General features: G+C 29.1%; 25 protein-coding genes, 2 pseudogenes and 1 riboswitch. Of the genes and pseudogenes, 6 read left to right on the forward strand and 21 right to left on the reverse strand.

Annotated elements, in window-relative coordinates; translation table 11 throughout:
• The first annotated feature begins 112 nt into the window (after positions 1-112).
• Positions 113-214, forward strand: a riboswitch (purine riboswitch).
• Positions 215-250: 36 nt separating this feature from the next.
• Both ACY1IQ_RS00790 and ACY1IQ_RS00795 read left to right on the forward strand, forming a co-directional pair.
• On the forward strand, positions 251-1,303 hold the full coding sequence (locus tag ACY1IQ_RS00790; protein WP_461612155.1) for an NCS2 family permease: 1,053 nt from the start codon (positions 251-253) through the stop codon (positions 1,301-1,303).
• Positions 1,304-1,316: 13 nt separating this feature from the next.
• Positions 1,317-1,883, forward strand: coding sequence for a phosphoribosyltransferase family protein (locus ACY1IQ_RS00795; RefSeq protein ID WP_461612156.1), 567 nt, complete (start codon positions 1,317-1,319; stop codon positions 1,881-1,883).
• A gap of 305 nt (positions 1,884-2,188) precedes the next feature.
• Here ACY1IQ_RS00795 and ACY1IQ_RS00800 read toward each other — a convergent pair whose 3' ends face one another.
• The 3 genes from ACY1IQ_RS00800 to ACY1IQ_RS00810 form a co-directional block, all read right to left on the reverse strand.
• Positions 2,189-3,040 (reverse strand): (Fe-S)-binding protein, encoded by an 852-nt coding sequence (locus ACY1IQ_RS00800; RefSeq protein ID WP_461612157.1) that lies wholly within the window; start codon positions 3,038-3,040, stop codon positions 2,189-2,191.
• 119 nt (positions 3,041-3,159) lie between these two features.
• On the reverse strand, positions 3,160-4,107 hold the full coding sequence (locus ACY1IQ_RS00805) for an MBL fold metallo-hydrolase (RefSeq protein ID WP_461612158.1): 948 nt from the start codon (positions 4,105-4,107) through the stop codon (positions 3,160-3,162).
• 418 nt (positions 4,108-4,525) lie between these two features.
• Complete coding sequence (locus ACY1IQ_RS00810) at positions 4,526-4,876, reverse strand: ArsR/SmtB family transcription factor (protein WP_461612159.1); 351 nt, start codon at positions 4,874-4,876, stop codon at positions 4,526-4,528.
• Positions 4,877-5,282: 406 nt separating this feature from the next.
• On the opposite strand from ACY1IQ_RS00810, the gene ACY1IQ_RS00815 reads away from it, so the two are divergent.
• Positions 5,283-7,322, forward strand: coding sequence for a carbohydrate-binding domain-containing protein (locus ACY1IQ_RS00815; protein ID WP_461612160.1), 2,040 nt, complete (start codon positions 5,283-5,285; stop codon positions 7,320-7,322).
• A 175-nt stretch (positions 7,323-7,497) separates the two neighbouring features.
• Here ACY1IQ_RS00815 and ACY1IQ_RS00820 read toward each other — a convergent pair whose 3' ends face one another.
• The gene (locus tag ACY1IQ_RS00820; protein WP_461612161.1) at positions 7,498-7,950 is read right to left on the reverse strand and encodes a GNAT family N-acetyltransferase; all 453 of its coding nucleotides are present in this window, start codon (positions 7,948-7,950) and stop codon (positions 7,498-7,500) included.
• A gap of 664 nt (positions 7,951-8,614) precedes the next feature.
• Here ACY1IQ_RS00820 and ACY1IQ_RS00825 point away from each other — a divergent pair.
• Together ACY1IQ_RS00825 and ACY1IQ_RS00830 are read left to right on the forward strand one after the other, a co-directional pair.
• The gene (locus ACY1IQ_RS00825) at positions 8,615-8,962 is read left to right on the forward strand and encodes a YmaF family protein (RefSeq protein ID WP_461612162.1); all 348 of its coding nucleotides are present in this window, start codon (positions 8,615-8,617) and stop codon (positions 8,960-8,962) included.
• 601 nt (positions 8,963-9,563) lie between these two features.
• Positions 9,564-9,698 carry a hypothetical protein gene (locus ACY1IQ_RS00830; RefSeq protein ID WP_461612163.1) on the forward strand — a complete coding sequence of 45 codons (135 nt, stop codon included), beginning with the start codon at positions 9,564-9,566 and terminating at the stop codon, positions 9,696-9,698.
• A gap of 624 nt (positions 9,699-10,322) precedes the next feature.
• On the opposite strand, the gene ACY1IQ_RS00835 is transcribed toward ACY1IQ_RS00830, so the two are convergent.
• The 11 genes and pseudogenes from ACY1IQ_RS00835 to ACY1IQ_RS00885 all read right to left on the reverse strand — a co-directional run.
• Entirely contained in the window at positions 10,323-10,865 is a 543-nt protein-coding gene (locus ACY1IQ_RS00835) for a hypothetical protein (protein WP_461612164.1), read from the reverse strand.
• Positions 10,866-11,240: 375 nt separating this feature from the next.
• A complete protein-coding gene (locus ACY1IQ_RS00840) occupies positions 11,241-11,480 on the reverse strand; it encodes a PepSY domain-containing protein (RefSeq protein WP_039631532.1) in 240 nt (79 codons plus the stop codon).
• 423 nt (positions 11,481-11,903) lie between these two features.
• Positions 11,904-12,143, reverse strand: coding sequence for a PepSY domain-containing protein (locus ACY1IQ_RS00845; RefSeq protein ID WP_461612165.1), 240 nt, complete (start codon positions 12,141-12,143; stop codon positions 11,904-11,906).
• Positions 12,144-12,397: 254 nt separating this feature from the next.
• Entirely contained in the window at positions 12,398-12,739 is a 342-nt protein-coding gene (locus ACY1IQ_RS00850; protein WP_461612166.1) for a YxeA family protein, read from the reverse strand.
• Positions 12,740-13,859: 1,120 nt separating this feature from the next.
• Positions 13,860-14,000 carry a hypothetical protein gene (locus tag ACY1IQ_RS00855; RefSeq protein WP_461612167.1) on the reverse strand — a complete coding sequence of 47 codons (141 nt, stop codon included), beginning with the start codon at positions 13,998-14,000 and terminating at the stop codon, positions 13,860-13,862.
• A 54-nt stretch (positions 14,001-14,054) separates the two neighbouring features.
• Positions 14,055-14,402, reverse strand: coding sequence for a hypothetical protein (locus tag ACY1IQ_RS00860; protein WP_461612168.1), 348 nt, complete (start codon positions 14,400-14,402; stop codon positions 14,055-14,057).
• A 469-nt stretch (positions 14,403-14,871) separates the two neighbouring features.
• A pseudogene (locus tag ACY1IQ_RS00865) lies at positions 14,872-15,267 on the reverse strand (NADAR family protein); the annotation flags it as partial.
• 73 nt (positions 15,268-15,340) lie between these two features.
• Positions 15,341-15,712 (reverse strand): hypothetical protein, encoded by a 372-nt coding sequence (locus tag ACY1IQ_RS00870; protein WP_461612169.1) that lies wholly within the window; start codon positions 15,710-15,712, stop codon positions 15,341-15,343.
• 318 nt (positions 15,713-16,030) lie between these two features.
• Complete coding sequence (locus tag ACY1IQ_RS00875) at positions 16,031-17,236, reverse strand: murein hydrolase activator EnvC family protein (RefSeq protein WP_461612170.1); 1,206 nt, start codon at positions 17,234-17,236, stop codon at positions 16,031-16,033.
• A gap of 110 nt (positions 17,237-17,346) precedes the next feature.
• Complete coding sequence (locus ACY1IQ_RS00880) at positions 17,347-18,282, reverse strand: DMT family transporter (RefSeq protein WP_461612171.1); 936 nt, start codon at positions 18,280-18,282, stop codon at positions 17,347-17,349.
• A gap of 125 nt (positions 18,283-18,407) precedes the next feature.
• Positions 18,408-18,527, reverse strand: a pseudogene (locus ACY1IQ_RS00885) (polar amino acid ABC transporter ATP-binding protein); the annotation flags it as partial.
• A gap of 395 nt (positions 18,528-18,922) precedes the next feature.
• Between ACY1IQ_RS00885 and ACY1IQ_RS00890 the strand changes: the two are divergent.
• The gene (locus ACY1IQ_RS00890; protein WP_461612172.1) at positions 18,923-19,927 is read left to right on the forward strand and encodes a phosphotransferase enzyme family protein; all 1,005 of its coding nucleotides are present in this window, start codon (positions 18,923-18,925) and stop codon (positions 19,925-19,927) included.
• Positions 19,928-20,475: 548 nt separating this feature from the next.
• Here ACY1IQ_RS00890 and ACY1IQ_RS00895 read toward each other — a convergent pair.
• The 6 genes from ACY1IQ_RS00895 to ACY1IQ_RS00920 all read right to left on the reverse strand — a co-directional run bounded on the left by ACY1IQ_RS00895 (position 20,476) and on the right by ACY1IQ_RS00920 (position 24,022).
• On the reverse strand, positions 20,476-20,757 hold the full coding sequence (locus ACY1IQ_RS00895; RefSeq protein WP_461612173.1) for a hypothetical protein: 282 nt from the start codon (positions 20,755-20,757) through the stop codon (positions 20,476-20,478).
• Between the two features lie 283 nt (positions 20,758-21,040).
• Positions 21,041-21,466 carry a hypothetical protein gene (locus tag ACY1IQ_RS00900; RefSeq protein ID WP_461612174.1) on the reverse strand — a complete coding sequence of 142 codons (426 nt, stop codon included), beginning with the start codon at positions 21,464-21,466 and terminating at the stop codon, positions 21,041-21,043.
• A gap of 698 nt (positions 21,467-22,164) precedes the next feature.
• A complete protein-coding gene (locus ACY1IQ_RS00905; protein ID WP_461612175.1) occupies positions 22,165-22,845 on the reverse strand; it encodes a hypothetical protein in 681 nt (226 codons plus the stop codon).
• Between the two features lie 13 nt (positions 22,846-22,858).
• Positions 22,859-23,029, reverse strand: coding sequence for an HNH endonuclease signature motif containing protein (locus ACY1IQ_RS00910; RefSeq protein WP_461612176.1), 171 nt, complete (start codon positions 23,027-23,029; stop codon positions 22,859-22,861).
• 346 nt (positions 23,030-23,375) lie between these two features.
• Positions 23,376-23,702 carry a hypothetical protein gene (locus ACY1IQ_RS00915; RefSeq protein WP_461612177.1) on the reverse strand — a complete coding sequence of 109 codons (327 nt, stop codon included), beginning with the start codon at positions 23,700-23,702 and terminating at the stop codon, positions 23,376-23,378.
• A 173-nt stretch (positions 23,703-23,875) separates the two neighbouring features.
• On the reverse strand, positions 23,876-24,022 hold the full coding sequence (locus ACY1IQ_RS00920; protein WP_461612178.1) for a hypothetical protein: 147 nt from the start codon (positions 24,020-24,022) through the stop codon (positions 23,876-23,878).
• Positions 24,023-24,255: the final 233 nt, after the last annotated feature.

The following is a 24,255-nucleotide window of genomic DNA, read 5'->3' on the forward strand; positions in this document are numbered from 1 at the left end:
AGTATTTTTATTTTGAATAAATTATTAGCTAATATTATTTTGATATTTTGTAAAAATACGTACATTTTTAAATAATATGTTGAAAATGTTCGAATTTAGTGTTATTATAAAGATGAAAAAAAGTTGATGTCTTCGTATATTTCTGGTGATATGGTCCAGATGTCTCTACCAGAACTCCGTAAAGGTTCTGACTATGAGGATTTATTTATTACTAGAGGATAAGTGGACAATTTAAAGGGGGAAAACAACTATGTCAGACTTTCTTACTGACTTTCTAGCAATCATAGGTGTTGTTCTAAATGGCTTACCACAAGGATTGTTAGCATTAACATTTGGTTTTGCTTCAATTCCAACAGCATTTGCATTTTTAGCAGGAGCAGCTGGAAATTTACTAACAGGCTCAGTTGCACCTATTTCTTTTCAAGCAGAAACTATAACATATGCAGGAACTGCTGGCAAGAATATGGAAGAAAGACTTTCAATGATATTCTTTGGTGCAGTTATAATGACTTGTATAGGAATATTCGGATTTTTAGGTAAAATCGTAAATTTTATAGGTCCAACAATTACTACAGGTATGATGGCAGGTGTTGGAATAATGCTTGCAAAGGTATCTATGGATATGATAAAAAGTGAAAAAGTTGTAAGTATTGTATCAATTGCCGCTGCAGTAGCAATATACTTTGCTACAAATAATTTAGTTCTAACTATTACTATTTCAGTAGTTATTTCAAGTATTGTTGGAAATATTCTTAATAAGGATATGAGAAATGTTGAAATACCTAAGGAAAAAATCGAAAGACGTAAACTTAGTTTTAATAGTAAAGTATTAAGAGGGGCACTTGGAATGGTATGTTTAAATATTGGATCTAATATAGCTTTTGGACAAATTACTGGAAGTATGGCTAATACGAATGTAAATATTGATCATCTTTCCGTTATCAGCAGCTTAGCTGATATGGGTTCTTCATTATTTGGTGGTGCACCAGTTGAATCTATAATTTCAGCAACGGGAAGTGCTCCACATCCATTAGCAGCTGGTGTAATCATGATGTTAATTATGGCTGCCATATTATTTTTAGGATTACTACCAAAGATAGGTAAATATGTACCTTCTCAATCAATTAGTGGTTTCTTATTTGTATTAGGTATTTTAGTAACAGTACCAGGAAATGCAGCTGCTGCCTTAGCAGGATCAGATAGTTTAGTTGGTGGTGTTACTATGGGAGTAACAGCAATAAGTGATCCATTCTTTGGAATGATTGCAGGAATTATAACTAGATTTGCCGTAGGATTATTTTAGGGGGTAAATTAATATGAATACATATAATTTAGAATTACTTTCATTAAAGAGAGAATTACCTTTAATGAAAATTAAAGATGACTTAGCTATTGCAAGTTTTGTAATACTAGGTGATACTGAATTAGTACAAACAGTTGCACCTGCAATATCAGATAGATTAAAGGATATAGATATAATTGTCACTGCTGAGGCAAAAGGAATACCTTTAGCATATGAAATTTCAAAGCTTTTAGGCATGAAAGAATTTATTGTAGCTAGAAAAAGCATTAAAGCTTATATGGATTCACCAATAACTGAGGAAGTAAATTCAATTACTACTCAAAAGAAACAATTTTTATGCCTAGACAAAATTGATGCGGAAAAGGTAAAAGGAAAAAATGTTGCTATTATAGATGATGTTATTTCCACTGGAGAGTCATTAAGGGTTGTTGAAAAGCTAGTTGAAAAAACTGGTGGTATCGTCAAAGCAAAAGCTGCAATTCTAGCTGAAGGAGATGCTTCAAATAGAGATGATATTATATTTATACAAAGACTTCCGCTATTTAAAGTTGATGAAAATGAAAACTTTATAGAGATATAATATATTTAGAGGTATTTTAATAGTAGATATTATTGAAATATCTCTTTTTATACTCATAAATTCTCCATTTCTTCATCGTATATAAAATTTCTATAATATATAGATAGACTTAACTGAAAACTAAGTTCAATATATGGTTATCACAATTAGTAATAATAGAGAAGGGGATCTACCCTTCTCCCAAAAATTCACAACAATTTGTCTTGGATTTTTTATATAGATATATTTTTCATAGTATCTATCGTATTTAATGTTTGAAAGAAAAACAATAGTATAATTAAATTATTCTTTTTAATAATTTTTATTTAGCTATTGATTGATTTAGTTGGATTTCTGTATTCACAAGGTACTTTAGTTTGACATAAACCACAGCCGGCTCCCGCGTTTGGATTTCCTCCATAAGATTCTGCTAATTTTCTTGATTCTTCTCCATAACAAGATTTATAGCATATTAATTTGTTATGTCCCTTCTCAGATATTGCATTAAAAGGACATCTTTTAATGCAAGCTCCACAAATACCTTTATTGTAAAATAAACAATTTTCTGTATAGCTTTTAGATACCCTGACATCTGGATTAAGCTTTAATTCAGTTACAAATGAGGCTAACCTTACTGCAATTCCTTTCTCAGTAATAAATGCATCGTTTAATCCAAAAGTCCCAAGACCAGCTGCATAAGCTATATGACGCTCTGACCAATTGGAGCTTGGACCAGAAGCAGTGTTAAAAGCTTTAAACCATTCAGCACCATAAGGTGCTACAGTTTTATATCCCATTTGATTTAAGAAATCTTCAAAAAAATTATAAAAATTCTTTTTAAATACGTCCTCTCCAAAGCTATGAAGCAGAGCCCATTCTTTTGATGGTAACTCCTTCTGTACTCCGTTACTTTTTCGAATTTTTTCATTTATAGGTAATACAACGCTTATAACTGTTCCTCCATGATAACTATTTTTCCCAAATGTCATTTCAAAAGCTTCAGCTGGAGTTAAATGATCACTACTTATTATGGTTTTATACTCCTCAAACAATGGATCATCTGCAGATGCAAATTTTATAATTGGTTCATCGTAATAATGGTCATTAATTTCTTCAAACCAGTTATCTTTACCTTTAGTTACATACTTTATAATTTCATTTTTTATTAAATCTTCCATTATAATACCTCCATTAATTTTATGCTTAAATAAGCAAATATTAAAATTTATTAATCATATTGATGGTAAAAATAAAATTTATCTTATTTAGAACTTTGTTTCTGGATAAGGTTTTATATTTATTTCCCTTGAAAAACTAATGTAGTACCAACATTGTTTGGTATAAATGCTTTGGGCATTGATTGGGCAATTTGGTGGATAGCTGACCAACCAGTGCAATGACCAGGCATCAAATAAGTTGGATTAATTTTCTGTAATTCAGTAATTGTAGTAGGAATAATTTTTTCAAATATCCCACCTGTTAGATGAAAACCACCCAATACAGCATAAATTTTCTGACTATTAGTCAGAGCTTGAGCATAACGTATAGTATTGATAACTCCAGAATGACAGCAACCTGTAATTATAACTAATCCTTGTCCACGGACATTTACAATAACGCATTGATCATCTTTTATTACCGGATCATTTTCCCATTGACCATTACGCTTTGTATAGTGTAAAGGAAATCCTGTTTCGAAGTCTGTAGTTCGAGGAATTTCACCAGAAACAAGAATCATGTCATCAACCAGAAGAGTTGGATCGCTTTTTTTAACAAAAGTAATTTTCTCCTGTTGCAAAGCAGTTAACTTTGGGGGAGAAATATTTATTTCATCTCCATCTGGCATTATAATCTTTTTGTCTAAAAAAGCATCTGGATGAGAAATAAGAGGGACTTTATGTGTTCCTAACTTCTCAATTAGACCAGGTAACCCCATAGTATGATCAGAGTGACCATGACTGAGTATAATTGCTTGTATATCTGTTGCATTAATTCCTAAGGAATCCATGTTGTGTAAGATGCCGCTAGAGCTAATACCTAAATCTAATAATACAGCTCCTTGCTTATTTCCAGATTTAACCTGAATCATCGCTGAAAAACCATGCTCTGCGATAGGTGGAAAATCAGAACTTAAATCAAACCTGTGTACAATTTCATTACCTGTCATAAATACGTCTACTGTATTGTCCATGATTATTGTTATTTTTACTTCATCAACTTCTAATAATTGAGTATCTTTTATCATGTATCTTTACCCTCCTTGATTTGTGTAAATACTTTAGGCTCAAAAAGCCATGAAAATTAAAACTATTTTTGCACACTATAATTAATTAAGGCGACGATTTGTCATAAAAGTTGTTATTACAAAAAGCAATAATAAATTATCCTTACAAAGAAATATCTACTAATGCTAATATTGATTGTAGAAAATTCAAATTAGCTTATGAAAATATCCTTTATTTGTCTATAAGACTATAAGCAAATACTTATAGTCAAGACAACAATCCCTTCTATTGTACTTATTATGATACAAGTAAAATTATGGCATCATATCTAATAATAGTAATATTGATTGTAGGAATTTTGAATTAGTTTATGAATAACTCCTTTGTTTATCTATAAGTCTATAAGCAAATACTTATAGACAAGATAGTACATTACTCCTATTGACACTTGTTATTATAAGGACATTTGTCACAAGAGAAATCATATTGGCATCTCTCAAATGCTTTCTTAAACAATTCATTTATATTCTTTCTGTATTTAATCAATGTATCAGAATTAATTGTATAGAAAACTCTAAAACCCCTTCGATTTTCCTCGAGAATTCCAATATTCTTTAAAATTTTTATGTGTTGAGATGCAGCAGGTTGAGATATATCAAGTTGTTGTGCCACATCGGAAACGCAAAAGGTTTCATCAGCATTTGAAGCAAGCATTTTTATTATTTTTAATCTTTTCTCATCGCCAAGTGATTTAAGGATGTTGGCCATGTCTTTTAGATGATCTTTCATTAATACACCTCTTAACTATAAACGTATAATCATAATATTATGATTATACTATATTTGTCAAGTTTAACCAATGTTTTAAACTGGTAATTGACTTATGTATTCTTTTAATCTTCCTTAGTTTATTATTAGTGGAAATTACATAAAAATAAAAAATTTAATGTAGTTGAAGGTTTTAAAAATATTAATAAAGCTTATGAAAGAGTAAAATTGAATAAAATATTTACTTTGTACTCAATAACTATAGGTATTTTACTAATATAGAAGGGCTATTTATGAGGTTACAACTTAGCTAAATAATAATTAGTAATGACTTAAGTTTAATTTAAGATATAAATGATAGTATGTTTTTAAGAAATAAAGATGGTTATTTTAATTGAGATAAATTAAAGTTTAGAGGAGGAAAACAATGAATAAAAAATTCATATCAATATTGATAGCTATGTCACTAAGCCTTAGTGTTACAGCTTGTTCTGAAAATAAAGCTAATACAAATTCTGAAAATACTACGAAAGTTACAGAGACATCCAAAGTAAATATGAAAGCTTTAGAAAGTGAAAGCGTAGGAGAACCAGATACATTTATAAAATTGGGGAGTGATATAAGTGTTGATGGAAATGGTGTAAGTGTAGAAAATAGTAAGATTACAATTACACAGGGTGGAACTTATAGTGTAAGTGGTAAGTTAGATGATGGACAGTTAATTGTTAATGTAGGTGATGAAGAAAAAGTGTATATAATTTTAAATGGAATAGATATTACTTGTTCTGATAGTGCACCTATTTATATTATAAATGCTAAAAGATGTATAATTGCTTTAGAAAAAGATACTGAAAATATTATAACAGATGGGGAAAATTATGTTTTAGAAGATGCAACTACAAATGAACCTAATGCAGCAATATTTAGTAAAGATGATTTATATATTATAGGAGAAGGCAAACTTACTGTTAATGCTAATTATAATAATGGTATTGCTAGTAAAGATGATCTAAAAGTTCAAAGTGGGAATATAGTTGTGAATTCTAAAAATAACGGTATAAAGGGAAAAGATTGCATTAATATTTCTGATGGTGATATAAAAATTAATGCAGGTGGAGATGGAATAAAATCTGATAATGATACTGATACAAGTAAAGGATATATATATATTGAGAAAGGTACACTTAATATAACTGCAGTTGAAGATGGAATTCAGGCAGAGACCGAACTATTAATTGAAGATGGGGACATTACAATATCTTCAGGTGGTGGTAGTGCAAATAGTAGTACTTCTAAAAATAGTGATTGGGGAAATTGGGGCATGAAAGATAAGGGAATGAATGGTAAGGGAGATCCTAATATGAATAATGCCAATACTAATGAAAACACTGAAGAAGAGTCTACTAGTGCAAAGGGTATAAAAGCATCAAGCAATATAACTATAGAAGGTGGAAATATAAAAATAGATTCATCAGATGATTCAATTCATTCAAATAATAATTTAACAATCAACAATGGAATTATGAATTTATCATCTGGAGATGACGGAATACATTCAGATTCCAATCTAACAATAAATGATGGAAAGATAAATATTGAAAAATCATATGAAGGAATTGAAAGTGAAGTAATAACTCTTAATGGTGGAGAAATTTATGTTACTGCAAGTGATGATGGAATAAATGCAGCAGGAGGAAATGATGGATCTTCAATCAACGGTCGTCCAGGGCAAAATCAATTTGAGTCTTCTGGAAATGCTAAAATAAATATTAATGGAGGTTATATTTTTGTAGATGCAAGAGGAGATGGTATAGATGCCAATGGTTCAATTTATATGACTGATGGAACTGTAATAGTAAATGGTCCAACGGATAATGGAAATGGAGCTTTAGATTTTGATAATACATGTGAGGTAAGTGGAGGTACTTTAATTGCGGCAGGAAGTTCTGGAATGGCAGAAACACCAAGCAATTCTTCAACTCAAAATACTATAAATATAAATTTAACCTCACAAGAAGCTAATACTATAGTTAACGTTCAATCAGAAAGTGGTGAAAATATTATTACTTTTGCACCATCAAAAACATATCAATCAGTTGTAGTATGTTCTCCAAATATAAAGACCAATGAAAAGTATTCAGTTTATGTTGGAGGAAGCTCAAGTGGAAATTCAACAGATGGATTATATACTGATGGAGAATATTCAGGTGGAAACAAAATAGGTGAAGGTACAGTTTCAGATATTATAACTAATATTACCCAAGAAGGGGCAACTCAAGGTGGTATGGGAGGACGTGGAAAGAACATGGGATCTCCAGATGAAAAAATGGACAGACCTACTCAAGGAGAAAACATGGGAAGACCTGATGAAAATATGGAAATGCCAGCAGAGGGAAAAGATAGTAGAGGAGAAAAAGGTGATAGAGTAGCACCTTCTGCAGACACTGAGAAAAATAGTGAAATCTAATATATAAATTTTTATTATATGATTTAAGACTGTGATAAGATAGTGTGAAATTCACAAATCTTGCACAGTCTTTTCTATGAATTAAAAGTTAAGAATTAAATATATGAATTATGGTTAAAACTCCACAGTAAAAGCCTCTGGAGTGTTTTAGATTCTGAATAAAGCTAAGTAATAACTAGTCTAAAATCCATTCATATATGCACTTTTGGCGTTCCCCCTCTTGATACATCTCATTATGTGGTGGCAAATCTACTATTTCTTTAAGTTTAAGACCTGCTTTTTCGCAAGTTTTTCGAGAAGGGAAATTGTCTGGATTGCAAGTTATTATAAGTTTATTCATTCCATGTGCAATAGCTACGTCTTTGATAATTTTACAAGCTTTTGAAGCATAATTATTTCCTCTATAAGTTTCTTCAATGCTATAACCAATATGACCCCCGTAATATAGATTTTCATTGTACCCGATTCGGATATCAATGGTACCTATACTATCATCTGAATCATGTAGAGTAATTCTATATTTATATGCAGGTACATAGCCTTTTTCTTCATTGGATGGTGATTTTTCTTCAATCTTTAAATCAATCTCACCATCAGTTAAGTAATCAAAGTCTTTAAACTCAAACATCTGTATTCCCCCTTTATTTTTCTCGTGAATTCCAATTATTTATTTAATTATATTATTATATAAATAGATAATTGTAAATACTTAACATAAACTATATATACCACTCCTAAATTTAATCTATCTCTGAAAATAATTAACACTTATTGGTGTCACCCCTAAAACTACTAAATTCAAAATTCACAGTTCACAATTCACAATTTCGGACATTTCTGAGTGGTAGCTGAGAAATTTAGAATTGATTTCTTTTTGAAGTTACGCAGTAGCTTATTATAAAGAGACTAGCAAATGTAGCCTCTCCATAGTATTAGTTAAATTTATTAGTATTGCTCCAAGCTATACTGCACCTCATTGGAATCCTAAAAGGCTTCACTACTGTTCCGTAGAGGTGGAAAACTAGCAATACATTGCTAATAAAAATTAGTTGAAGAAATTAATCTATAAACAATTAATTTCCACCTTAATTATGCATTTTGCATTGTGAATTGTAAATTAAAATACTCAAGAATGCGGCTTTATTCAGTTATGCATTAATTTTTTAAAGTAGTTTGTCTATATAAAATAAACCTTCATATTATTATCTTATTTATACATGCTACTCTTTTCTAAATTTTTACACGGTATCAGACCTTTCTTTATTGAATATTGTATATAAGGGGGTGTAATCATGTTAAATGAACGCTTAAAATCTGAAAAGTCCACTGATTGTCAAACTCACGTTCACGAATTTTTAGGAAGCACTATGTTAGCTGAACAAGGAGAAGATAGACATAATCATAGATTTGCTGGTGTTACAAGCCAAGTTATTCCTATGGGTACTTCTCACGTTCACGCTATTTTAGTTAATACTGACTTTTTCTCAAATCACCATCATGAACTAGGTATAATTACAGGACTAGCTATCGATGTTGGTAATGGCAAGCATGTTCACTTAGCAACAGGCGTTACAACATTAAATGATGGTCATAATCATCAATTTATTTTTACCACTCTTATTGAAAGTCCTTTAACTTAATAATAAAACGGGGGAGATTTTCATCTCCCTTTTTAAATATAAATAATTAAATCTATAAAAAAACTAAGAAAGTCTTATTATAAAAGCCACTGCAAATACTTAATTTTATTTATTTTGAACATAGTTATTATTTTCTTTTTAGGAAATGCCAAAATCTTATTACTTAATATCACTATGACTGCTTGTTTAACTATTTTATATTATTGTAAAGTTTTATATATATGTTTTAATGATATAAAACTAGATTTACCATATTATATATGTTTTTTTGTACCTTAAGGATTATTAGTTAGCAAAGGTAATTTTGTTATATAAACTCAATTTTCCTCTTCATATTTTATATGATTTAGAACATAAATTTTTTAATCTTTGCATATCCTCAAATTCAATATCCATTTCTATAAATTCTTCCCTTAATAAATAATTATTATATTATTTTATAATTAGGTTTACATTTCTTAATAAACTTTCGTTTTTCATTATTGAAAATTAAATCTTATCCTAAGTAAAGCAAAGGAAAATAATAGGGATAGTTATTACTCCTTTGTATCCCCTTTACAAGGAGGTATAGATGAATTTTCAAAAAAATCAACTCTATTAAGTGAAGAAGAAACATCATATAAAAAAGAATAACACTACTGCTATAATTGAAAAGACGACCAAAGATACTATTTCATTAGTGAATAATGAAATAGAAGCTCAAGCTTTTCTTATAAATAATAAAGAGCTTCTATGAAAAACTACAGAAGACTTTGAAATTATAACTTTAAAAGTCACCTATAATATAATCTTTCAAATAGGAATGGGATAAATGATAAATGAGGAGACTTTTCTTTAGGGGCAATAACTATTTTACAAGTGTAATTAATTTTTTATATGCTAAAATGACCACTTTTTAGCAACTTCAGAACCTTATTCAAAAGATAGTAGTCAGTATAGAATAGTTGCTTAAGAATTCTATATTATTTCTAAATAAAATAAGTAAATAACATTCAACTTACCCCTTTAAAATATATATTTTAAAAGACCTGCAGTACTATTACACTGCAGATCTTTTATGGACTGCTAGCATATATTAAGGTATTCTACTTTTTGTACCTAAAAGATAACAGTCCTAATAAAATTAAAATCTTAAAACTCTCTATTCATAATACTAACTTACCAGTAATCAAGGTAGTCATAACTGTTAATTTTTTGTACGAAACTTACTTAGAGCTTAAAGTGTACGTTAACAGAAAATAATAACAGTTCTAAGTAAAAAATTTTAAGTTTAAATATTATTATGATTATATCAACAAGTGAACGTGAAAACTGTATAGATGAAAAAACCGTCCTATTAATGGGACGGTTTTTAAATAAGTTAGCATTCAAAGTCAATTAGTGCATTAGGGTTGCCTTGATTTTGCTGATTCTGATGATATTGTTGAGTTTCTCCTGTAAATTCGAAATCTTTATTATAATCTTCATAGGTTTCTTTAACCAATTCCATAAGTAGATTTCCATACTGAGGATCACCTTCTGCTATCTGCTGAACTTTCATAGAAGTTTGTACTAAGATTTTTTGTGCCTCTTGCTTGCTTTTAGCATTTCTCAATTTGTTTTTTAAAGATTCGCTTGCCTGCTTTGCCTCTTCTGCTTTACGAAGTATTTCTGGATCAACCCGATTTATTAATTCCTTTTCCTCTTCTGTTAATCTCTCTCCTCGTGCGATCTTTTTGACAATTCTTTCGATTTCTGCCTGCTCTTCATACATCTTATTCATATCATGCTGATAAAGCATACGATCCAATTGTGGATTTTCTTTTCTGGCTTTATCGATTTTTGCTCGATCTTCTATAGTTTTATTCTTCTTATTATATACATTAAAAATGTATTGAAAATTTATATCTCCTTGAATTTTCATTTCTCTAATCCCCCCTTTTATGTAAATATTCGATGCAGATAATCTTATAATTTTTATATCGAATATTTAAATAAGAATTATAGTTCTTTTTATAAGTTAATCCTTAAATATGTTAAAACTTCTGATTTATTTGATAATGTTTTATATTGTTATTGGATATATATCATGCCTATATAAATAATTAGTAGCCTTATAGAAAATTTTCATAATTATGTAATATATAGCTTTATAAATAAAAAATTAAATTCCTCATTCTTAATTTTTATAGTTATCTATCTTCAATTAATTAAACTGTTTATTAAAGTAAAAAGAGCCTCCTTTAAGGCTCTTTTTAAGATTAATATTCTTCTATTAATTACTTAAGACTTTAGTACTTTAATCAAACTCTCTATCAACTTCAAGTATCTCACCTGTATCAGCATCTATTTTTACTTCATAAATTCCAGTAGTAGTTCTTATAGTAACTTCATAAACTAATATACCGTACTCAGTGTCTAGTTCGACTTTTAATACTTGGCCAGGCACCTGCTGTAAAGCAATTTGAATAGCTGCTTCACTGTTAATTCGATAAGTTCTCCAGTAATTATCCCATAGATTATAGTAAATATTCTTCATTATATAAATCTCTTCCTTTTTAGCATTCACATGGTTATTATATTCAAATTTTCAAAAATTGGTGTCTTTTAACTGTGTATACTGTTAAATTATTTCTGCTTTAAAGCTCCGTTAACTCTTTTATACATCCTTTCTGATATGCTTTCTTTTAAACTCTCTGCTATCCTTTGCTTCTTAATCTTCTGTAAACTACAGTAGAGGCATACTAAATATCGTTCTTACCTTACTTCATTTTTACAGTTAATACTACAAACTCATTGTTACAAATTATATATAAGCTATAAATATTTAGCATATCTTTACTTCACTTTAATTTTTTACATAAAAAAAGAGCCCCCCTATAAGCTCTTTTAAAATTAATTTTCTATGTCTTCCTAAAAGCAAAAAATTGTTTTTCTAAATATCACTCAAAAATTTAAAACTTTAGTTAACTTTTACATCCACTTCAAGTATTTGACCTGTATTAGCATCTATTTCAACTTTATATATTCCAGTAGTGCTTCTAATGGTAACTTTATAGATCAATAACTCATCTTTATAATCTATTTCTACTTTCATCACTTGACCTGGAAATTGTTCTAGAGCAATTTGAATAGCTGCTTCACTATTAATGCGATAAGTTCTCCAGTAATTATCCCATAAGCTATAATAAAGATCTGTCATTACTTGCACACCTTTCTTTTAGCATTTACATAATTATTGTATTCATACATTTAACAATTTATGTCTTATACTATTACATATATCCATCACATCAAAGTAAAGCATCATCTACTCTAAGTCCTCTAAAAATGGGACTAAAAAAGCACCTAGTTGCCTAGATGCTACTTAACATATATAATCCTTGCCGTAATTATTTATCACATTATTTCATATTATCATTATATACTGATCAAATATTAAAAATTATTCTATTTCTACTTTACCTCAAGCTTTTCTTTTACTTTTTCAGGTAAATTCTCAGGTTGCACTTCTTCCCATCCTTTTACTTGATTGTCATTTTTTAATTCAACACGTAAATATGCATCCTTACGTAATCTTCTATTTTCACTTAATTTAACTTCCTTAGAATTTCCATCTTTATCGTATCCAGTTAAATCATAATCGTAAGTAGTCCTTGCTTCACTCTTATTCTCAATTGCATCTGGTATCTGAACATAACACATTGATGTATTTAAACTATTATATAATTCTGATCCTTCACATCCTCCTAAAACAACAGTAAAAGCAAGTAATAATACCGATAAAGCTCTTTTCATGTTTATTCCCTCTTTCTTAAATATTTAAATCTTTATATAAATTTCTTTCTCTATTAACTTAATTATAAAGAATATTTAAGATTAAATACATTTAATTACCTTACATTTTCATATGATGTATATTACATTTTCGTAAGATTTATACTTCTGTACAATAAAAATAAAATATACTATGAGAGTATCTTGGCTATGACCATTTATACTTACTAATCCTATCTATCCCCTATACAATAAACTTAATTCAAATCTTTTTTAACATATTAATTAAGTACATCCTACTTAACTGTCCAGTTTTAAACTTAGTACACCAGATTAAAATTTTTTATACTTTGTTTCTTTGAATAGTTCATTAAGATGCAATCCATACTCTTTTTAATTTTTCTAATTTCTGCACTCTTTTATTATATAGGGTTAATTATTTTTTCATTAGCTAATTCTTTGATATTAATTTTTATCTTAATTTCCCTTTTATTTTTTCTTTCTTGCTTAGTACTTTACTTATATTACAACGTAAAAATACCGTATAATTCACCTCTGAACAATACGGTATTATAAACAATAAATATTTTGAATTTTTATCCCACTTTGTATAAAATTTAATATTTTCTGTTTCCAGCTTAAATTGTTAATCCAAAATTTCATATTAATTTATATATTATTATAAAAATAATATATAAATTAATATTAATTGGCTAGCACGTTGCTACGTGGATTCATCTCTTTTAATATTATTATATATAATTCACTATACTTTCTCTTTCAGTTTTATTTTAGACTTTACTAATGTTATTTGCTAAAAATACTCTATTATTTTCTGCCATATATGTTATTATCTTATTAATTTCATCATTACAAAAAGCACTCTGATATTCAGGATTGTTTTTAAAATTTCTTTCAATAATGATTTTTCCCCATCATAAAACCATAAAAAGGGACTTTCTTTTCCAAGAGTATAATTCCTTATTCAATTAATACTAATTATCAAATACCCTTATTTCAAATCAACATATAAAAATTATATCATAGTCTTTATATAATTCATTACTTCTTCCATAGCGTATTATTTAACTCTTAAATAATATATTCTATTAATTATTTCCCAATACAATCTACTTGTTTATTAAATATCAATTCTTTCATAACCACATTCACATATATATTTAATACTTAAAGTGAAATTGTAATCATTGTTATCATCTATTTTTACATATTCTCTATTTATCTTCTTACCACACTCAGGGCAAATTAGATGTTCATCCATTTTGCAACTCCTCCTTAATTCTAACTGGTAATATATTATAAAATATAAACTTAATTAAATATCTATTTCTACTGGCTTGTCTTGATAACATGCAATATTTTGTTTTGGGCTTTTTTTAAGTATTTTATCTAAAATCCTTTGAATTTGATTTATATCCTTATCTTCTATATCCTCCCAAATTAAATTACCCCACTCTTCATACATATTGTCACATTCTTCATTTTTAATAGCATTTTTTAACATATCTTTTGCGTTAAGAGCCGCATAATGAATCCCTAATGTATAAACATTCATTTCTTTAAATTGATCTATATTTGTAATCAAATCTTCCTTTGTCATTAGCTGATATTCATCACCAACTACTAATATTTCATGGTCTTTCAAAGTTGACAATTTAACCATTCTTATTCCCTCCTATTTTAGATTATAAATTATAAAAAATAATTTATAATGATTTTTAAAACTTATTTTTTTATTGTATTTAATCTCAAATTAAAGCTTAATTTCTTCTGCCAAATATTCTATAATTTCTTATCACTATAATTGCTAAACAACTTTTTATATTGAAGTCTAAAAATCCTTCTATTTTATAATACAATCAACATATGTAAATTGTTACTTATAATTACAAGTTAATTTCTTTTAACCACTTTGTAACATTAAAATGCTTATGTAACATTTTCTTCTTATTAACATCTTTTTTAAAACTCTGCTAAATTTCACAATTAATACTCTTATTTAATAACTTTAATTTAATAACTTTAATTATTAAAATTAATCTTCAACATAAAAAATACCGTAAAATTCACCTTGAATAATACGATATTGAAAATTTAGTTTATGCACATCTTTACTACTTTTATATAAAACTTTAACTTTTACATAAAAGTTCTCTAACTTCCATCAATATTTTTCCTAACATATTTTTTCCCGTTCCATCTTTACCATATGCCCAGCAATAATCATTAGAAGTCTTCTCTATTATTTCTTTTTCTCCTGTGGATAAAAGTATATTTAATATGTCTTTATGACTTTTAAACTTTTCTAATACAGCTTTTCGCATTATATGATCTTTTACCTCTTCCCAGTCTTTCCTCAAAGGCTTATTTCTATCACGTCCCATTATGGTAGCATCCATTGGTGTTTTTGCAAGTCTCACCTCTTCTTCATATTCACTTCTAGCGAACTTTTGAGCTTGGAAATAACGCTCACTTGTCTTCCACCACTTTCCATGAAGCTTAAATCCATGCTTTGAAAAGTTTGAAAAACACCCATGTTCCTAATTTATCTTATAAAAATATATAGTCATATTGTTTTCCTTATAAAATAATTAATATTAATCATCTGCTCCATTCATCCCTATTGTATTCAATCATTTCTCTAATAGCCTCTTCTAGCCAAGTCCAAAAATCATTGTATTCTTTTCTTTGCTCACATCCTACTGATGCAAAATCATGTATTATTTGAACTCTTTCACCTTTATCCACTTCGAAACATGCTATATCATCATTGTCATCTCGTCTTGCAAAAGGTATTAGTTTTCTATTAGGATATCTTTCCTTAAGTCCTTTGAACCTATTTAATATTTTTTCTTCATCCATGATATACCATAAATCAAAGTCTAATAATTTTAATTCTACGACTTTCACAAATGAATCTGGATATTTAAAGTCATCAAACCCTAATCTATCTTCTAAAATTTCTATGTTCATAATTATTTACCTACCTTTTCATAATATCTACCTCTCCTGATGTCTTCTCGATCCTCATCATATTTCATTACTATAAAAGAAAATTAAATTAATCTGATTATTCTTTAGCTAGTTTACCTTCCTTACATGAGTATAAAATAAGACAATTACCATTGTTATACCATACCTCATTCTCTGGTAGGTATCAAACTCAATCAAATATTGCCATTGGTTAGTGCATCCCAACACCAAGTTCACAGCAAACTTTAACCGCCAGTTATTAGCCACACTACTATACTAATAAAAGGATGCCTATGTTAAATAAGCATCCTTAATTACTTAATATATATAATACGAAATTGGATTAATTTTCTCATTATTAGAGTTAATTATCTCAAAATGTATATGTGGTCCAGTTGACCATCCTGTTGAACCAACCTTTGCAATTTGTTGTCCTCCACTGACGCTCTGTCCCTGACTAACTAAAAGCTCTGAATTATGAGCATATAAGCTGCTGATATCTCCATGATCTATAACTACTACATTCCCATATCCATTCATCCAACCTGAGTAAGCTACAGTTCCATCTTTAAGTGAATACACTCCAGCACCATAAGGTGCCCCTATATCAAGAGCTCCATGAAATTCTTTCTCACCTGTGATAGGACTGACTCTTCCTTCAAATTCCTGAGTTATAGGATACCCATTTCCTCCTGTTATTGAAAAAATACTTCCATTTGATACTTGTCCACCGCTAGGCGCATCTCCACCACTAGGCACATCTCCACCGTTAGTCACATCTCCACCTCTAGATGGCCTACTACTCTCAGCCTCCATACTCCTAATAGCTGTAATTATTTCATCAAACTCATTCTGTTGTTGTGCTAATATAGTTTCATGTACATCAATATCACTTTCAATTTCAGCTATAAGTGCATCTTTCTCTTGCTTATTATCTTTTACAGTACTTATTTTACTATTAGCAGTTTGCATCATACTTTCAAGATTACTTTTTTCATTCTTCACTTGGGTCGTAGTGCTTTCCAGCTCGTCTTGCTTTTCCTTAAATTCATCCATAAGTTCTTTATCATATTTAATCAAACTTCTTATAGCTTCTACTTTTTCAATGAAATCATAAACTCCTTCTGATCCAAATAATATTTCTATGTAACTTTGAGATTGATTCATATACATAATACGAAGTCTTTCTGCCATCACTTCTTCATTCTTTGCTAAATCAGCCTTTAATTTCTCCGACTTAATCTCTAAATTTTTTATCTTCTCATTTGAATTACCTATTTTGAAATTTATTTCCTCAACTTCACGTTCTAACTCATTGATATTTTTTTCTAATTCATGAATATCATTAAGAACATTTTCCTTATTTTTCTCTAATTTTTTTATCTCATTTTCACCATTATTGATTTCTTGTTTAATATCATTGGACTTATTTTTCATATTATTAATATCACTTGCTAGCACATTTCCTGTCGCTAGGTTGCTACATAGTATCAATGCTATTATAATTTTAGTTTTATTATTCATAAAAACTCCCTTCAAGTTATAATGCTTGTCTACTTGTTTTTTATGTCATTTTATCAACCTAAACACTTTTTGTCAACTTTTAATTCAATTTAACTTTTTTCGTAAAGAATTTAATTTATCAATTCTTTATCACTTTCTCTGTTAACTAACCATATACCTATACATACACATATTAATGCTATGGCATTTTTTAATTCCCATATATCTTCATGTAAAAATATAGCTGATAATATTGAACCAAATATAGGTGTTAAAAAATTAAAAACAGCTATAGTTCCTACATTATTGTACTTTAAGAGAACTGTCCACAATGAAAATGCAATGGAGGAAAGCATTGCAAGGTATATGAGTAAGCTTGTGGATTTTATAGTAAATCCGGATATAGAACCATTAAAACCATAACCTAATCCAATAAGTACAGCTCCTCCTATGAATAATTGATATCCCGTTACTATCACTGAATCCATAGACTGTGTAAGTTTCTTACCATAAATAGACGATGCAGATAATATTAACGCAGAAATCAAAATTGATCCTTCACCTTTTATGGTAAAAGAAGAACCTAGTAATTGTGAATCGAAATTAACAATGATTACACCTATAAATCCTATAATACACCCTAAAGTCTTTTTTAAATTTAATTTATCATTTATGTATATATAATGAGCTATTATAACACTAAAAAAGGCTCCTGTTCCACTCAGGATAGAACCCTTTACACCGCTAATATAAGCCAATCCTAAATAAAAAAATATGTATTGTAAGCAGGTTTGTGTAATTCCCAGTAATGCTATTTGCCCTAGTTGCCTTTTATTAAACTTAAAAAGTTCTTTTTTACTTAATAATGCTATAAAAAGTACTATTACACCTGCTAAAAAAAATCTATACCCTGCAAATACTAATTTTGAAGGTATATCCTCTGAAGCAATGTTAAATACTTCATATCCACTTTTTACTGCAGGAAAGGCACTTCCCCATAACATACAACACATAGTTGCCAATATGTATATTACTTTTTTCTTCATAAAAAACTCTCTAGTATTCATTTATAAATTAATCTCCTATTATGAAATATTTCATTATTAAATATATCACTAAATCAGCCATTTATAAATATATACTATTCATAAATTCTTTCATCTTAACATACATTTTTTATATTTATTTTAAATAATAAAAAAACTCTATCCCTTACTTCTTTTGTAAATCCTATCTCATGACTAACAATCACCATGGTCATTCCATCATTTACAAGCCCTTTCATTATATTTAAAAGTTCTCCTACCATCTCAGTGTTAGGGCTCGCTTATAATTGACACCGTACATGAATACTACAACTGTTAAAATTTTACTTTTATATGGAATAAATAGTTATAATTATTCTTGCTTTTATAGTCCTATTAAAGTTAATGATACAATAAATATATTACAAAGAGAAACTAGTGGATGAAACTGGATATATATAACTTGGTAAGTAGTTTATAATTATCATTTGTTATCTTTGTTGCATAGAGCATGATATACCTAATTTTAGTTTTTACGAAAAAAATCCCTTGACAGGGTAGTGAAAATTAATAATAACAGAGTTTTTAATTACTAAGTAGCGAAAGGAGATATTATAACTTATAACGAGGTTGTTAAAATCGGTGATGCATATTTACTTCCAATAATATCGAGTTATATGGATTGGAAGGCTATGAAATTACTCCAATTAAGGCACATGAGGTCGGGCGGAATGTCGTTTATAACTGTGAGAAAGATGGCGCTGGCGCTAAAATACTTAGAATCGCCTTCTTAAATGACAGGAGCGGGGAAGATTTTCTTGGCGAAGTTGAATATATTAAGTATTTATTCGATCATGGCGGTAGTGTCTCGGATGTAGTCAACTCCCGGAATGGGAAGTTGCTAGAAGAAATAGCTCATAATAATCATACTTTTTCTATCTGCCTCTTTGAAAAAGCCAAGGGAAAAATGTTTGTGGAAAATAATTATAGGTATCGTGAAGGAGCTCCAATTACCGAATATTATTATAATTGTGGTAAAGTCTTGGGGAAACTACATCAATTATCGAAAGAATATACTCCTGCCCATCGTCGGTATAGTTTTTTTAATAAATATAATGCCGAATATATCGATAAACTGATACCTGATTCATTATCTCTGCTTAAAGAGAAGCTGGTTCAACTCCTTAAATCTTTAGAGGAATTGGACAGGAACCGTGAGTCTTTCGGTATGGTCCATTTTGATTACAATGATGGGAATTATTCGATAGATTTTAATACTGGACAAATAACCGTATATGATTTCGATAATTCTTGTTACTGTTGGTATATGTTTGACTTAGCAAGTCTCTGGACGAACGGAGTGGGCTGGATACAATTTGAACAAGATGCCGCTAAACGCAAAAAGTTCATGGATGATTATTTTGAAACAGTCCTCGCAGGATACAGATCCGAGACCGTGATTGAAAATTCGATGTTGGATAAATTGCCCTTATTTATCCAAGTAGTCCTCATGGAAAATATTGTAGATGCATTCGAGGTAATGTGGAACAACGGCGATGAACTGGAGTGTGATGAGGATCTGTCCTATCGTATAAAATGTCTGGAAGACGATATCCCATATATGGGATTTTTTCATGAAATTTATTCCTGTGAAGAACCCTTTGAGTATGAGAAACGAAATATTTAGTCTTTTCATTTGGGACTTTGCAAGAGAATTTTATAGATGAGAAGCCTTAATAAAAATAATGTGTAAAATATATTAAAGCTTACACCTGCTCAGGATGGGATGCTTTTTCGCTATTTAATGGAGCCTGCCTCTCAAATGCCTCATTTCCAATTGGCTCTAGAGCTGGAAGGCTGGTATTATGTAAATCTATTCCGCATTATAGTTTAAATGATGTTCCTTCGCTTGATGCGATGGTCAAAGATTAGATTTAATATTACTTATAGAATTATTATTTAATTCATTAAATAATATTTTAAAATCAAATCTTTATTTTGTAAGTAATCTATCTATTCTTTTTCAATATAAAATTACTTTTGAATTTTAACCACCACTCTTTCCCCTCCTCCCTAATAACTTCATTATTACAATTGTTCAGTCTATTGTATTAATAATTTATTTGTTTTTCTATAACAACTAAAAATATTAATTTATAAAGTAAGTAATTTTACAATCATGAATATGCTTCCTATCTTTTTTACACTTTTTATATGTATATCACTCTATCATACTTAATTCCAGTAAATTTTTTGTAATGTAGAACTTTCTACATCCTTAATAGCTTCTTCTAGTGATAGAAATCCCCCTCTAGTTGTAGGGAACTGTCCTTTTTGGGTAAGAGATTCATATAGCACATAATAACACTCTACCTCTCTATCATTACAAATATCAGGTAAGTCCTCATAATCTCCACTTCCATACAAAATATGCCATTTAATAATCCTAATGCTACATTCAACAGAATTATCATACCACCATATTCCTTCTTTTATAATCTTTGCATTCTCAAACATAATCATATATCCTACCTTTTCTAATTTATAAAATCTTTATTAACTTTGAAATTGCTACTAAATTCATGACTTTCAGTTTTAGTTAACTCGTTTAACGATTAGTTGGTCAATGTGCATCAGCACTACTATAAGGAACCACATTTCCATTTACATTAATTGATTGATCAATGTCATTTCTACTAGACCCAGTTGATAAATGAAACCATCCATGATTGTTACCTAGATTGATTGCATGCCCGTTTGAATATATTGTTTATGTATCTAATCCTCTGTATCTCCAAATTTATTTAACTAATAATATTATTTTACTCAGATCACCCTTTAAAGGCTTTAAGCCATTGCATGGCACTCTGTCTTCTACATATTCATTTGCAAGTGCATTTACCCAATCGTCATTATAATCTATAATTAAAGCTTCAGCTATAAGCCCAAAATCATCTGATATATAACTTGCTAAATCTGAAGATTGTGTGGCTTTATATGCGACTTTATATGATATCTCGCGAATAAATTCAACTATTTTTTTAACTTCTGAAGTGTTCAATTTTTCATTTTTTCTTATTAAATTAAAATTTCTCCTCCACTCACTATCGAATGCATCTGTATCTCTACTATCTAATATAAAATCTACATCATCAATAGTAAAAGTATTTTCTGAAAGTAATGCTCCTGCTAATAATAAACCTTTTAACTTTTCTAATTTATTCATTGTAAGCTCTCCTTTATTAAAATTATTAGTTTCTCATTTAAGGATTTTCCATAGTCCATTTTCATGAAACCAGTTTTATACAAGATTAAATGATTCATGTAGTGTTACATCTTCACCTAATATATGTATATTATTAGTTTAATTCCTTATATCCCCCTCTCCCCCGTTCCGACTTTCTAGTACCGAAATCCTCTATCCAAGTATATTTATATGTTTGATTTTTTTAGTTCTCTTTGTTTTTAATGTTTTTCTATCTTTTTCTACTAAATATATTATATTCTTAATTCCATTAACTTTTAAGTGAAATTATTGAGCCTAGGATTTCCTTTATTAATTACATGTACTGGTTTATCTATTGGATTTTTTCTACATATTCAATATCTTCTGTTAAAAGAAAATATCGACACTATTGAAGTATCGATATTTCAATTAAAACTATAATTTCTTTTAATTTAGATTAAAAGGGCGCTAAGGTGGTAGAACTTTTAAAAGTATTTTTTAATCTCTTCAAGTTAAAATGTCTTTTAAAAATTACCTCCAACTATTTCCCATTTGCCCCTATTCACTACTTTATTACACTTATGAAGTGAGTATTCTAGTATCTAATTCTTGAGAAAACAAGCCAACAAGCGAAAGCTCTTATTGGTTATTTTTTCTCAATATTTTTCATCTAGTATCCCTATTGTTTTTCGGCCAGTTTACTCCCACATGATACCAATTTCTTCAAACGAAACTCTACTTTCTTCTAATCCATCTATATCATTAGTTCCTATTTGTTGAATGTCATCTTTACTTAATATAATATCTTCCGCTTTTTGATTAATTTTTCGCTTGAAAATTGTTTTTAGTAGCTCACATTGCTGTGAAGACATATCGTAATATTCTACCCATTCTTCTATTGATCTATCAAAATCCATTAATTGTCTTTCTAATAAAAATACACCATTCTGATACATATCTTCAACAGAATCTATTGTAAAAAGATTTTCTCCTACTCCCCAAAATGCAGTAGTAATAATTGGTACTGCATTTCCATCTACATTTTCTAATAAATATTGCAATGCCTCACTCTCAGCAAGATTTACTATTTCTTTTAGTGCACCTACAAAATATTCCTTAGCTTGCTTAGCATTATTTATTACCTTAATTCTATCACTATTATCATTACGAAATGCACCTACACAATATTCTGAATTAAAAGTTATAGTCCCTCTTGCACCTTTACTATCTTGAATATTGTAATTTGTACCATCCCATGAATGCTCATTTGATAATTCAGGATAATGTGCTACCATAATTGCATGAGCTATTGATGCTAATATACATCCTTGCCATAATTGTTCCATTCTCCAACTTATTTTATTAACATTATTAGACATATCATCCGCTCCTCTACTTGTTCCACTTTTCTCTATTTTCTTTTCTTGATAATACTTGGGCATTGCTATAGCTATTTGAGCCACCTTTATCTCTAGGGTCAATATGATCAATTTGCCATTCATTTTGTGGAGGTGTTACCCCTCTTTGGCTTTTACTAGGTTTAACTAATACTTCGCCAGACAAGTCAGATTTAACAACCCTCCATTATTTTTCATATTTTCTTGTATCATAATTCTCTTTTGAGCTGCAGTAAAATCTTTGCCTGGATCAACACTCTTTGAGTCTTGAATATGGGCATATGGTCTAGCATTAGCTTCCCCCTTTGGGCAAAGTCTGTCTTATTATCTTTTAATAGTAAAGCTCAGTACTTTCAACGTCTATTACTATTTTATCACTCTAAAAAACAATGAACTAACCTACTTATTTTTCAGCTAGTTCATTTTGTCTTTTCTCACTGCATTATTACAATTATGCATTTATTTAATAGATATACCAACTTTATTTTTTATAGCTTCTCAATCTCAATTATTTATGCATCAACTTTAAATGATGATGTAGGATTATCCTTAGCTGCATAGAATAATGGAAATTCAGTTCTATCCATTTCATATACTTCTCCAGACTTTACATCAATATATTTTCTTAATATGCTTATAATAGTTTCTTCTTGTATATTATTATAAGCACTTTTATTCATGATTAAAGTTATATACCCATCATCTCTTGCTAAAAGCACATTATAATCAAAGGAAGCACTCTTACAACCATCTAGAAGTGAAAACATAGAAATATACTTTATCTTATCTCCATTTTCTATAGAACTAATAATTTTCTTTTCACTTTTTCCTAACATCATTACTTTTCCAGATGTTAAGGTTGTACTATCTATTCCTGCATGAGTGGGTTCATATCCTAATAACCTAATAATTTTTTTAGCGTCATTATATCACTGTATCCATTTAGCATTACCTCCATCCACTTCGCCATTGAATGTTATTGAAATTGTTTCATTATCCATAAATTATCTCCCTATTTATCTATTAGTCTTATTTTAATACTTCCAGCTCTATCGCCAATTATTCTTTGATTATCTTTCATTCTATTCCTTAATGCTAGAGGGTCATCTGTTTTACTTGGTACTTCAACTTGGTCTATTGTATGTGGTTTACTTGGCAATACAATTTCAGGTTCTCTTACCCCCTTGGGGCAGAGTCTGTATTTTCTATAACTTAGTATTTTCAATGCTTAGCATTACTTTTTAACTACTTTTTATCACTTACCATTTTTAGTGTTATGTAGTTAGTATTTTTACATTAATTTCCTTCAATCTATTACCCTTATTTTATCATGCACCTTCTTTTATTTCTACATTAGGCATTACATACTCACTTTTATCATTACAAGAAAAA

Source organism: Clostridium sp. Marseille-QA1073 (assembly GCF_054863625.1).